This window comes from Hymenobacter jeongseonensis (genome assembly GCF_015694725.1).
Lineage (GTDB): Bacteria > Bacteroidota > Bacteroidia > Cytophagales > Hymenobacteraceae > Hymenobacter > Hymenobacter jeongseonensis.
Genome location: NZ_JADQDQ010000001.1, coordinates 806,967 through 819,270, shown reverse-complemented (window position 1 = coordinate 819,270; position 12,304 = coordinate 806,967). Strand labels below are relative to the sequence as shown.

Annotated in this window: 8 protein-coding genes; 7 read left to right on the top strand and 1 reads right to left on the bottom strand. The window is 61.3% G+C overall.

Translation table 11 applies throughout. From position 1 onward, the window contains the following. Positions 1-44: 44 nt before the first annotated feature. Positions 45-2,885 (bottom strand): excinuclease ABC subunit UvrA, encoded by a 2,841-nt coding sequence (gene uvrA, locus I2I05_RS03425; RefSeq protein ID WP_196280781.1) that lies wholly within the window; start codon positions 2,883-2,885, stop codon positions 45-47. Between the two features lie 168 nt (positions 2,886-3,053). On the opposite strand from uvrA, the gene I2I05_RS21760 reads away from it, so the two are divergent. The 7 genes from I2I05_RS21760 to I2I05_RS03390 all read left to right on the top strand — a co-directional run bounded on the left by I2I05_RS21760 (position 3,054) and on the right by I2I05_RS03390 (position 12,291). Further along, on the top strand, positions 3,054-4,451 hold the full coding sequence (locus I2I05_RS21760) for an alpha/beta hydrolase family protein (RefSeq protein WP_196280780.1): 1,398 nt from the start codon (positions 3,054-3,056) through the stop codon (positions 4,449-4,451). A 341-nt stretch (positions 4,452-4,792) separates the two neighbouring features. Next, complete coding sequence (locus I2I05_RS03415; RefSeq protein WP_196280779.1) at positions 4,793-6,202, top strand: alpha/beta hydrolase family protein; 1,410 nt, start codon at positions 4,793-4,795, stop codon at positions 6,200-6,202. A gap of 152 nt (positions 6,203-6,354) precedes the next feature. Further along, a complete protein-coding gene (locus I2I05_RS03410; RefSeq protein ID WP_196280778.1) occupies positions 6,355-7,416 on the top strand; it encodes a ComEA family DNA-binding protein in 1,062 nt (353 codons plus the stop codon). Positions 7,417-7,585: 169 nt separating this feature from the next. Further along, positions 7,586-8,227, top strand: coding sequence for a (2Fe-2S)-binding protein (locus tag I2I05_RS03405; RefSeq protein ID WP_196280777.1), 642 nt, complete (start codon positions 7,586-7,588; stop codon positions 8,225-8,227). A gap of 2 nt (positions 8,228-8,229) precedes the next feature. Beyond that, complete coding sequence (locus I2I05_RS03400; protein ID WP_196280776.1) at positions 8,230-9,213, top strand: FAD binding domain-containing protein; 984 nt, start codon at positions 8,230-8,232, stop codon at positions 9,211-9,213. 102 nt (positions 9,214-9,315) lie between these two features. Further along, positions 9,316-11,646 carry a xanthine dehydrogenase family protein molybdopterin-binding subunit gene (locus I2I05_RS03395; RefSeq protein ID WP_196280775.1) on the top strand — a complete coding sequence of 777 codons (2,331 nt, stop codon included), beginning with the start codon at positions 9,316-9,318 and terminating at the stop codon, positions 11,644-11,646. Continuing rightward, positions 11,647-12,291, top strand: a complete 645-nt coding sequence (locus tag I2I05_RS03390) for a nucleotidyltransferase family protein (protein WP_196280774.1) — start codon at positions 11,647-11,649, stop codon at positions 12,289-12,291. The last annotated feature ends 13 nt before the right edge of the window (positions 12,292-12,304 follow it).

The window sequence follows — 12,304 nt, the reverse complement described above, 5'->3', positions numbered from 1 at the left end:
AAACGCACTACGAGTAGCCACAACAGTAGTTGCGGGTCGCAACGTTACACCTTCTCCGCTAAAAAACGCGCCGTGTGGTTTGTTTCTTTGAGTTTTACCATCTCTTCCGGGGTTCCCTCGAAGAGGAGGTGCCCGCCGTTGAGGCCGCCTTCCGGCCCCAAATCAATTAGCCAGTCGGCACACTTGATGATATCAACGTTGTGCTCGATGATGAGGACCGAGTTGCCTTGTTCCACTAGGGCATTCAGGGCCGTGAGCAGTTTGCTGATGTCGTGAAAATGCAGACCGGTGCTCGGCTCATCGAAGATGAACAGAATTTTATCCTGCTGCAGCGTAGCGCCTTTGGTGAGAAATGAGGCCAGCTTTACGCGCTGGGCCTCGCCGCCGCTCAGCGTGTTGGCTGATTGCCCGAGGCGGATGTAGCCCAGGCCCACGTCTTCCAGCGGCTTGAGCCGCTCGGCCACTTTGGGCTGGCCTTTAAAGAACTGTACCGCGTCGGTCACCGTCAATCCCAGTACGTCGTCGATGCCTTTGTCCTGGAATTTAATATCCAGAATGTCCTGCTTGAATTTGCGGCCGCCGCAGCCTTCGCAGGTCAGGTAGATGTCGGCCATGAACTGCATTTCGATTTTTACCTGGCCTTCGCCCTGGCACACCTCGCAGCGGCCGCCGTCGATGTTGAAGGAGAAGTGCGAGGGCTTGAGGCCCCGCGCCTTGGCCAGCGGCTGCTCCGAAAAGAGCGTCCGGATGGCGTCGTAGGCCTTCACGTAGGTCACGGGGTTGGAGCGCGACGACTTGCCAATGGGGTTTTGGTCCACGAACTCAACGTGCGACACCTGCCCGTTCACGCCGGTGAGGCGGTCGAATTTGCCAGTACTTTCGCCGGCACCGCCGCCCAGCATTTTCATCAGCGCCGGCGCCAGAATACGCTTGATGAGCGTGGACTTGCCCGAGCCGGACACGCCCGTTACCACCGTCATCACGCCGAGTGGAATCTTCACACTCACGTTTTTAAGGTTGTTTTCGCGGGCACCGGTTAGCTCCAACGCATTGCGCCAGGGGCGGCGCACTTTGGGCACCGGCACTTCCATTTTGCCACTCAAATACCTACCGGTGTATGTTTCGGTGTCCTGCAGCAATTGCGCCATGGTGCCCTGGAACATAAGGTTGCCGCCGCCGCTGCCGGCTTCGGGGCCGATGTCGATAATCTGGTCGGCAGCTTCCATCATCTTCTCCTCGTGTTCCACCACCACCACGGTGTTGCCGAGTTGCTGCAGAGAGCGCAGCACGCCAATGAGTTGCTCCGCATCCTTGGGATGCAGACCGATACTGGGTTCATCCAGCACATACATGGAACCCACCAGGGCCGACCCCAGCGACGTAGCCAACGAAATGCGCTGGCTTTCGCCGCCGCTCAAGGTGTTGCTCAAGCGGTTCAGTGTCAGGTAGCCCAGGCCCACGCGGTTGAGGTAACCCAAGCGGTTGGTGATTTCCGTCACGAGGCGCTCGGCCACTTTGGCGTCGTGCTCGTTCAGGCTCAGGTTCTGGAAGAAATTTAGCGCATCCGAGATGGGCAGCAGCACGATGTCGGCGATGTTGCGGCCATCAATTTTGACGTACTGCGCATCTTTCCGCAGGCGGGTGCCACGGCAATCGGGACAAGTAGTGCGGCCCCGGTAGCGGCTCTGCAACACCCGGTACTGAATTTTGTGGGTTTGCTCGCTCACCCACTTAAAGTACTTGTCCAGCCCGTCGAAAAACTTGTTGCCGGTCCAGAGCAGGCGCTGCTCGGCTTGGCTGAGCTCGTTGTAGGGGCGGTGAATGGGGAAATCGAAGCGGATGCCGTTTTTCAGCAGCGGCTTCAACCACTCGCCCTGCTTTTCGGTGCGCCACGGGGCGATGGCGCCCTCGTACACGGTCATGCTCTTGTCGGGGATGACCAAGTCTTCGTCGATGCCCAGTACCGAGCCGAAGCCCTCGCAGGTTTGGCAAGCGCCATAGGGGTTGTTGAAGGAGAAGAAGTTGACGCTCGGCTCTTCAAAGACGATGTCGTCGAGTTCAAACTTGTCGGAGAAGGTGCGGGTCTCGTCCTCGTTCAAGCGCAGCACGCAGGTGCCGTGGCCCTCAAAAAAGGCCGTTTGCACAGAATCAGACAGCCGGAATAGCAGGTCTTCGTCGTTGGGCCGCAGCACGGCGCGGTCCACCATGATGTACACGTCGCCCTTCACTTCGGGTTGGCCTTCCCCTATCAGGTCTTCAATCTGCGAGGTCACGCCATCTACCACTACCCGGCTGTAGCCTTTTTGGAGCAGCAAATCCAGCTCCTTGCTCATGGGCCGGGTGGCGTCGGCCCGGTACAGCGGGGCCAGAATCATGGCTTTGGTGCCATCGGGCTGAGTGGCCAGGAAATCGACCACATCGGCCACATTATCCTTGCGCACCTGCTCGCCGCTGACGGGTGAAAACGTGCGGCCCACCCGCGCAAACAGCAGCTTGAGGTAGTCGTAAATCTCGGTGCTGGTGCCCACCGTGGAGCGGTTGTTCTTAATACTGACCTTCTGCTCGATGGCAATGGCCGGCGAAATGCCGCGGATGTAGTCCACGTCGGGCTTGTCCATGCGGCCCAAAAACTGGCGGGCGTAGCTGCTCAGGCTCTCCACGTACATGCGCTGGCCTTCAGCGTACAACGTATCGAAAGCCAAGCTCGATTTGCCCGAACCCGAAAGGCCCGTGATGACGATAAACTGGTTGCGCGGCAAGGCTACGCTGAGGTTTTTGAGGTTGTGAACCCGGGCATTCTTGATGAGGATGAATTCGCGCGGGTCGAGGTTGTCAATGGCGTTATCGGCAGGGGCCGAAACTTGCAACGAGTCTTTTTTGGGCATAAACGAACTAACAGCGGGAAGGGGCCAGAAGGTTTCGGCCCACAGCAGTGGCTTGCGGCCGCAAAGGTACGGCCGGTACCCTGCCATGGATAAATTGATTTTTAATAATCAGAAACCGGCTTCTTTGGCTTCGTAGTATTGCGCGTCTTTTCACGCCACCTGCTTTCCGTGCAAATCCCTACCCGTTTCCTCCTTATTGCGGCCGCCGCCTTGGCCACGGTGGCCGCCCACGCCCAAACCACTCGCCCTAGCCTCACGGGCAAGTGGTTGGGCACCGTGGCGGGCACCGATTTCATCCTTCACCTGACCGACCCGGCCACCGGAACCCGCACCGCGGCGCTGGATATTCCCGAGCAAAAGGTGCAGGGCATTCCTATGCAGGTTGCCACTCCCGGCGACAGCGTGTACCTGCGCATCACGCAGCCGGTCGCGCAGTTTGCCGGCCGTCGCTCCGCCGACGGGCACCAGCTAGTGGGCGAGTGGCAGCAAGGCATGCGGGCGTTTGCCTTCACCCTCACCCGCGAAGGCAGCACCACCAAGCCGGCCGGCCCGCCCCGCCCCCAAACGCCGCAGCCGCCTTTTCCCTATCAGTCGGCCGATATCACTTTCAGGAATGAAAAAGCCGGCGTGACCTTGGCCGGCACTTACACCGTGCCCGCCGATATGGGCCCGTTTCCGGCAGTGGTGCTGCTCACCGGCTCGGGGCCGGAAGACCGCAACTCCACCGTTTTTGGCCACCAGCCCTTCGCGGTACTCGCCGACTACCTCACCCGCCACGGCATTGCCGTGTTGCGCTTCGACGACCGGGGCGTGGGCCAATCCAGCGGCAGCCAAGCCGGCATGACCAGCGCCGACTATACCACCGACGCGCAGGCGGCCCTGGCCTGGCTGCGCGCCCAGCCCGGCATCATCAAAACCAAAGTGGGCCTAGTGGGCCACAGCCAAGGCGGCACTGCGGCCACCAGGGCTGCCATGTTGCCCCAAGGCCCGGATTTTTTGGTGCTTCTGGCGTCGCCCAGCCTGTCCGGCGATGAGTTGATAGTGCAACAGTCGCTGGCCCTGACCCGCCTGCAAACCACCGATGCCACGCTGCTGGCGGCGGTGGAAAAACAACAGCGGACCATGACGCAAATCGTCCAAAAAACCGCCGACAATGCCCAGGCCCGCGCCCAGCTTTCGACGTTATACAACCCCACCAATTCTACCAATGCGCAACTGTTGGCGCAGTTGGAGCCCCAGCTCGCGGCGCTGCTCTCCGTAACCTACCGCGACCTGCTGGCCGACCGCCCGGCCCAAACCCTGGCCAAAGTGCGCTGCCCGGTGCTGGCTATCGGCGGCAGCAAAGACGTGCAGGTGCCGGTGAAAGAAAATTTGGCCGCGACTGCCGCCGGGCTAAAAGCGGCCGGGAACCGCGACGTTACCCTCAAGGAGCTGCCCGGCCTCAATCACCTCTTTCAAACTGCCACCACTGGCGCTCCTGCCGAATACAAGGCTATTGAGGAGACGTTTTCCCCGGCAGCGCTGCAGGTTATCGGCGACTGGATAACCCAACGCACCCAGAAATAAGGCATCCCTCCTGCTTGATTCGACCTCATCAGTAGCTCACCCGCAAAGTGAGCTATTTGCACTTTAGGCAGTCATTGCAAGTCTTAAACCTATTGATAATACTTTACGTTTGTTGTACTTTTCAGGCCAGATTTCTATTTGAGACCAGCAGCAATCGTTTTACATAGGCTGATTCCATGATTAAATTTTTACCCGCCGCACTGCTTTCATTCGTTGTGTTAGCACAATCACCTTGTAGTGGCCAAACGCGCCGTTCTGCGCAAAGTGCATCCAAAGGGCACCCTGCTGCGAAGTCGGTTGCTGCCTCAAAGTCCAAGACCGCAGCCAAACCAAGCACTTCAGTGAAGCCACTGGCGCCCCTCAACGGCCAGTGGAAAGGCCCGCTGAAATTGCTGGGCGGCCAAATCACCGTCATCATCACCATGGTGCCCCTCACCAATGGCACTTACTACGCCGCCCTCGATGCGCCCCAGCAGCGCATCAGCCGCATGCCGGTGGAGGTTGAATTAAAGGGCAATGACATCAAGCTTCGCATTGAGCAGGCCGGCAGCAGCTTTGTGGGCAAGGTGCTGGAAGGCGGCGCCAAGCTCAGCGGTACCTGGACGCAGCCCGGCGTGAAAGCACCCATGCTGCTGCAGCGGGCCGTGGGCAGCCAGCCCACGGCCGCCGCTCCATTCCGCCCCGCCCCGCCCTACCGCGTCACCGAAGTAAGTTTCCAAAACCCAACGTCGAAGCAGCACCTGGGCGGCACGCTGACGGTGCCCGCCGGCGAAGGGCCTTTCCCGGCCGTGGCGCTGCTCTCCGACCTGGGCCCCCAAGGCCGCGAGGTGGAAGTAGCCGGCTACCGGATGTTTGGCCAGCTCGCCGACTACCTCACCCGCCACGGCATTGCCGTGCTCCGGTTTGATGACCGGGGCGTGGGCCAATCCAGCGGCACCTACGCCAACGCCACCACCGCCGATCTGGTGACGGATGCCCAGGCGGCGCTGGCCTTTTTGCGCAAGCGCCCGCTCATTGCCCCGCAGCGCGTGGGCTTGCTGGGCCACGGCGAGGGCGGCAACGTGGCTTTGCTGGCCGCCATGGCTTCGCGGCAAGCGCCCAATTTTGTAGTTTCCTTGGCCGGCTATGGTCAGCCGGGCTTCGATGTGCTGCTGCGCCAGCAGGGCGAAATCATGCGCCTGATTGGGTCCGACGCCGCCGAGATAAAAGCGGCGCAGGATGCCTACCAGCGCTTGGTTGCCATCGTTCGGCAAACCCCTAATAATGAACTGGCCCGGGCCAAGCTGGCTACGGTGCTGAGCAGCACCAACACGGGCATCACGGTGGCCATGGCCCACGCCCGGGCAGTGCAGCTCACCACGCCGTGGTCGCGTTATTTCTTTGATTTCAACCCCCTGAACCAGTTGAGCAAAGTGGACTGCCCCGTGCTGCTGCTCAATGGCACGTCCGATTTGCAGGTGTCGGCCAAGCGCAACATGACGTCGCTGCGCCGGGGCCTGCACAGCGCCAACGGCTCCGTTACGGCCTACCGTCTCGATGGCGTCAACCACTTGTTTCAGCCCGCGCCCGCGCAGTGGCCCTTGGTGAATGGCGTGCAGCAACCGACTTTCTCGCCCGATGCGCTGAAGAAAATCAACGAGTGGGTGGCCGTTAAAACCAAAACCACTACCGCCCGTTCGCCCCTGAAAGCCAAGCAGCCAGCCCCCACCAAAAGCCCCAAGCTGCTGAGCATGGCCTGGCTGCGCGGGTAAAGCCCAAAGGGCGGGCCCAGCACTCAAACCCGCTCATTGTCGGGGTTTTTGGCTATACTTGCTTCCGGCGAAAGTCCGCCCGGCGGTGGTCCTTTTGTTCACGCCCTCTTTCCTTTCTACCAATTTCCGGCCCCGCGCTGGAGCTTCCTCCCATGGCCGCTACGCCACCCCCACCGCGGCCCCGCTGGTCGTGGGAAAACTCTGGCCCGATGCGCTGGATACGGCGCCACATGGGCTATTCGCGGGGCGAGGCCAAGGGCATGGTCGGGTTGTTGGTGGTGATGCTGGCGGCCATCGTCGCACCTATTCTGCTGCGTCCGGCGGCGCCCGTTTACCTGCCAGCGGCCGACCAAAAAGGTCTCGACGAACTAGCGGCCCAGCTGAAAGAGCACCGCACTGCCGAGCAAGGTTACGCCAGCCGGTTTCCCAAGCGCAATTTTGAGAAGTATCCGGCCGGTAATTCCCGCTACCCCAAAGTAGCGCAAGTCCGGCTAGCGCCCTTCGACCCCAACTCGCTCACTGCCGAAGGTTGGGAAGCCCGCGGCGTGCCGCACTTCGTGGCCGCTCGCATTGTGAAGTACCGCGAAGCCGCTGGCGGTTTTGAAGCCAAAACCCAGGTGCAAAAGATGTACGGGTTGGAAGACTCCGTTTTCCAGCGGCTCGCGCCGTTTATGCAGTTGCCCGATGCGGCCCCTAGGCGCGGCGAGCGGCCGGATTATGCCACCACTAAGCCCGGCCCCGACGGCAAGTATCCACCTTTTGCCGCCGCCACGCCCGGCAAATACCCCAGCAAGCCGCGCAACCTCCAGCCCTTCGACCTGAACACCGCCGATACCACGCAGCTGATGCAGATACGCGGCATTGGCGCGGGGCGCGCCAAGTGGGTGGTGCGATACCGCAACCAGCTGGGCGGCTACCTCCGCGAAGACCAGTTGGACGAGGTGTTTGTGCTGCGCGATGCCCCCGACTTGCGCGATAGCCTCAAGAAATACACCTTCGTGGCAGCCAGTTTTGCGCCGAAGCTGGTGAACGTGAACACCGCGTCCTTCGACGAACTGTACCTGCACCCTTACATTGGCAAACCGCGGGCGCGCATTATTGTGGCGTATCGGCAGCAGCACGGCCCCTACAAGCAAGTTGAGGATTTGAAGCAGATTCCCATTCTGAAAGCCGAGGACTGGGAGAAAATGCGGCCCTACGTCCGGTGCGAGTAAGGCCACAGCGCTGGCTGAAGCACGTACAAGATTAGGGGAATTAATAACTCTGACGGGCTGCAAAAACGTACTAACGAGTTATTTTTAGAGTGAGCGCGCCTTGGTGCTGGCGCGGCTTAACCATTGCCCGTGCCCCGCGGTTAGGTTTCTACTTCTGTATTTCTTTGCCATGACTGACCACTTCCCGCCCGATTCGGCCGCTCAGCCCGACAGCCCGGTGCCCAACGACGGCCGCCGTTCGTTTATCAAGCAAGCCACCGGCTTCCTGGGGCTGGCCTTGGCTCCGCCGCTCATCAGCCAGGCCGAGCGCCTCACGGCCATCTCCAAAAAGGTGGAAGGCGTGACGGAAATGCGCCTGAAGGTGAACGGCACCGTGCGCACCATCAGCGCCGAGCCGCGGGTGACATTGCTCGACGCCCTGCGCGAAAAACTGGACCTGACGGGCTCCAAGAAAGGGTGCGACCACGGCCAGTGTGGTGCCTGCACCGTACTGGTCGACGGCCGCCGCATCAACAGCTGCCTCACGCTGGCCGTGATGAACCAGGGCAAGGAAATCACCACCGTCGAAGGATTGGCCAAGGGCGAAGAGTTGCATCCGCTGCAGGCGGCGTTCATCGAGCACGACGGCTTCCAGTGCGGCTATTGCACGCCGGGGCAACTCATGTCGGGCGTGGCATGCCTGAAGGAAGGTCACGCCACTACCGACGGTGACGTGCGCGAGTGGATGAGCGGCAACCTCTGCCGCTGCGGCGCCTACCCCAACATTGTGGCAGCCATTCGGCAGGTCGAAAAAAGCGGTTTCAAGTCTTAGCCATGAACAACTTCTCCTACCTCCAGGCCACGCAGCCCAAGGAAGCCACCGGCGCCGTGCGCGACAACAAGCAGGCGGCTTTCATTGCCGGCGGCACCACCCTGCTCGACCTGATGAAGCTGAACGTGGAAAACCACGACCAGTTGGTGGACATCAATATGCTCGCCTTCAAAGGCATTGAGCAAACGGGTGACGGCCTGCGCATCGGCGCGCTGGAGCGCATGAGCGACGTGGGCGAAAACCCGCTCGTGATGCAGCAGTACCCAATGATTTCGCAGTCGCTGCTGCAAGCGGCTTCGCCGCAGCTGCGCAACATGGCCAGCATCGGCGGCAACCTGCTGCAGCGCACCCGTTGCGGCTACTTCCGCGACACGGCATTTCCGTGCAACAAGCGCCAACCCGGCTCCGGCTGCCCGGCGCAGGAAGGCGAAAACCGCGGCCTGGCGATTCTGGGCGGCAGCAAGTCCTGTATTGCCACCTTTCCCGGCGACCTCGCCGTGGCCCTGGTGGCGCTGGATGCCGTGCTCCTGCTCGAAAACGCCAAAGGCAAGCAGCGCCGCGTGCCATTGGTCGACTTTCACCTTGTGCCCGGCAATACGCCCCAGCGCGAAACCGTGCTCGAGCCCGGCGAGCTGATTGTGTCGGTAACAGTACCAGCCGCCGCGCACACCCGCAAATCCATGTACCTGAAAGTGCGCGAGCGGACTTCCTACGCCTACGCGCTGGCTTCGGCCGCTGTGGGGCTCGATGTGCAGGGCGGCCAGATTCGTTCGGCCCGCGTGGCGCTGGGCGGGGTAGGTACCAAGCCTTGGCGCTCGCGCGAAGCCGAAAAAGTCCTGACCGGTGCGCCCGCCACGGAAGCCACCTTCCGGGCCGCCGCGGCCGCCGCGCTGCGCGAGGCCCAGCCCCGCGAACACAACCGCTTCAAAGTAGAACTGGCTCAAAGCACGCTGGTGCGGGCCCTCACGGAATTGACGGCGGCATAGGCAAGCAGCATTTCGGTTTCCCGCTCGGCGAAACTCTCTTTTCCTCAATCTGACCCCGTGCGAAACAACCCCGGCGGTCTCTTGAAAGCATCATTACTCCCCATGGAAACCGAACCCTCCTTTTTCGAAACTTCCCCTACGCCCAACGTGGTGGGCAAACCGCTAAACCGCGTGGACGGGCGCGATAAAGTGATGGGCCGGGCCAAGTATTCGGCCGAATATCCGATTCCCGGCCTTACCTACGGCGTGCTGAAAACCAGCGATATCGCCAAAGGCAAAATTCAGAATATCGACACCAGTGCCGCCGCTAAAGCACCGGGCGTGCTGGCCATCTATACCCACCTCAACATTCCGAAGCTGGCCGTGACGCCCAACGACGCGGAGGGCAAAAAAGCCATCGGTGCTCCCATGGGCTTCATGCCGCTCACGTCGGATGTAATTCACTACGCTGGTCAGCCCGTGGCCGTGGTAGTGGCCGATACTTTCGAGCGGGCCACTCACGCCGCTGATTTGGTTCGGGTTACTTACCTCACCGAGCAGCCCATCGCGGCCTACACCGACCCGAAGGCCAAAATCTTCGACCCGCAAAAAATTCAGGACGGCAAAACCGATGGCAAAACCCGCCGCGGCGATGCCCGCGCCGCACTGGCCAGCGCGCCCGTGCAACTAACCGGCGTATTTACCCACGCCATCAACCACCACAATCCGATGGAGCCCGGCGCCACCACGGCCGTGTGGGAAGCACCCGACCGCCTCACGGTGTACGAATCGACGCAGGGCGTGACCCGCACGCAAAAAGCCTTATCCACCATGCTGGGCCTGCCCCAAGACCAAGTGCGCGTTATTACGAAGTACTTGGGCGGGGGCTTCGGCTGCAAAGGCTCTTGCTGGCCCCACACGGTGCTCACAGTACTGGCGGCCAAAGGCGTAGGCCGGCCCGTGAAGCTGTCGCTGACCCGCAAGCAGCAGTTCACCAGCATGGGCCACCGCGAAGACCAGACCCAGACCCTTACGCTGGGCGCGACCAAGGAAGGCAAACTCACGGCCCTTATCCACGAGAAAACCTCCACCACTTCGCCCTGGGATAATTACGCCGAATCGAACAGCAAAATCATCAACATGCTGTACGACTGCCCCAATTTCGAAGCCAGCTACCAGTTGGCGCGGGGAAATGTGATGACCTCCACCTTTACCCGCGCGCCCGGCGAGGCGCCCGGCTCCTTCGCGTTGGAAAGCTTAATGGACGATTTGGCTTACAAGCTGAACATCGACCCTATCCAAATTCGGCTGCTGAACCACGCCGACAAAGACCCTACTAACGGCCAGCCCTGGTCGAGCAAGTCCCTGAAAGAGTGCTACGCCCGCGGCGCCGAGCTTTTTGGCTGGAGCAAGCGGAATCCCAAGGCCGGTGCCACCCGCAATGGCCGCCTGCTGGTGGGCATGGGCATGGCCACCGCCAGCTACCCCGTACACAACTCCCAAGGTATGGCCCGGGTGCGCTTGTACGCCGACGGCCACGCCGTGGTGCAGAGCGGCGCCACCGACCTCGGCACCGGCACCTACACTGTCATGACGCAGGTAGCCGCTGATTCGCTGGGCCTGCCGCCCGAAAAAATCCGTTTCGAACTGGGTGACACCAAGCTCCCCACCGCGCCCAACTCGGGCGGTTCGGTAGCGGCGGGCACCGTGTCTTCCTCCGTTTACATGGCGGCCCAGGACGTGTGGGAACGGCTAACCAAACTGGCTATTAAGGACAAAAAATCTCCTTTGTTTGGCGCCAAGGCTGAAGAGGTAGCCATCGAAAATGGTCGTCTTCAACTCAAGAAGAACAAGGCCAAAGGCGAAGATTACATGGCCTTGATGAAGCGAGCGGGCCTTGATGACATTGAAGGCAGCGGCAACGGCAAGTATGGCGCGGGCTACGAAACCGGCCAATCGGCCAGCCCCGCCGATTCGGGCTACAAAGAACCGCCGGCAGCGCATTCCATGCACTCCTTCGGCGCGCACTTCTGCGAAGTGCAGGTAGACCCCGACTTGGGCACCGTGCGCGTGACCCGCTGGGTGAGCGTGCACGGCGCAGGCCGCATCCTCAACGCCAAAACGGCCCGCAGCCAGATTATCGGCGGCTCCATTTTCGGCATTGGCGCGGCGCTGATGGAAGCCACGCACCGCGACAACCAGTTTGCCCGCTACGTCAACGCCGATTTGGCTGACTATCACATTCCCGTCAACGCCGACATTCCGGATATGACGGTGGAGTTTATCGACGAGCGGGACCCTTACATCAACGCCATGGGTGTGAAAGGCATCGGTGAGATTTCCATGGTGGGCGTTTCGGCGGCGGTGGGCAATGCTATCTTCCACGCCACCGGCAAGCGCGTACGCGACCTGCCCATGACCCCCGATAAAATCCTGGCTACGAAGCCCGTTTAGATGGCTTCGCGGCCCTTACCGCCCACATTCAGCGCCACCGCGCCGGCTTCGTCCGGTTCGGTAGCGCTGCTGTTGCTGGCGGCCGGGGCCTCCAGTCGCATGGGCCAGCCCAAGCAGTTGCTGCCCTATCGCGGCCGCACTTTGCTTCGCCACGCCGCCGAAACGGCCGTGGCAACTGGTTGCACACCGTTGGTGCTGGTGACCGGAGCCATTCACGCGTCGTTAGCAGCTGAAGTGGCGGATTTGCCATTCCAGGTCGTTCACAATCCCGATTGGCAGACCGGCATGGCATCTTCCATTCAAGCTGGCTTGGCCGCCGCGGCCAGTTCCAAGCCTAGTGCCTACCTCGTTATGTTGAGCGACCAGCCACTCGTGACGCCCGAATTGCTGCACCAGCTAATCGAAAAACAGCAGTACACCCACGCCCCCGTTGTGGCCGCAGCCTACGGTGACACCTTGGGTGTCCCAGCTGTTTTCGACCAGTCGGCGCTTCCTGCGCTCCATAGTTTGCAAGGCGCTCAGGGTGCCAACCGCCTCATTGCCAGTTGGGGCAAAGCAGCCGGCCGCATCACCTTTCCGGAGGGATTGCTGGATGTGGACACGCCGGAGCAATACGCTTCTCTACTGGCCAAAGGCGAAGAATAACACAACTCCTGCC

What these genes read in the sequence shown, in the direction of transcription:
- uvrA (WP_196280781.1), bottom strand. Translation starts at nt 2,885, where the DNA reads ATGCCCAAAAAAGACTCGTTGCAAGTTTCGGCCCCTGCCGATAACGCC.
- I2I05_RS03410 (WP_196280778.1), top strand. Translation starts at nt 6,355, where the DNA reads ATGGCCGCTACGCCACCCCCACCGCGGCCCCGCTGGTCGTGGGAAAAC.
- I2I05_RS03405 (WP_196280777.1), top strand. Translation starts at nt 7,586, where the DNA reads ATGACTGACCACTTCCCGCCCGATTCGGCCGCTCAGCCCGACAGCCCG.
- I2I05_RS03400 (WP_196280776.1), top strand. Translation starts at nt 8,230, where the DNA reads ATGAACAACTTCTCCTACCTCCAGGCCACGCAGCCCAAGGAAGCCACC.
- I2I05_RS03395 (WP_196280775.1), top strand. Translation starts at nt 9,316, where the DNA reads ATGGAAACCGAACCCTCCTTTTTCGAAACTTCCCCTACGCCCAACGTG.
- I2I05_RS03390 (WP_196280774.1), top strand. Translation starts at nt 11,647, where the DNA reads ATGGCTTCGCGGCCCTTACCGCCCACATTCAGCGCCACCGCGCCGGCT.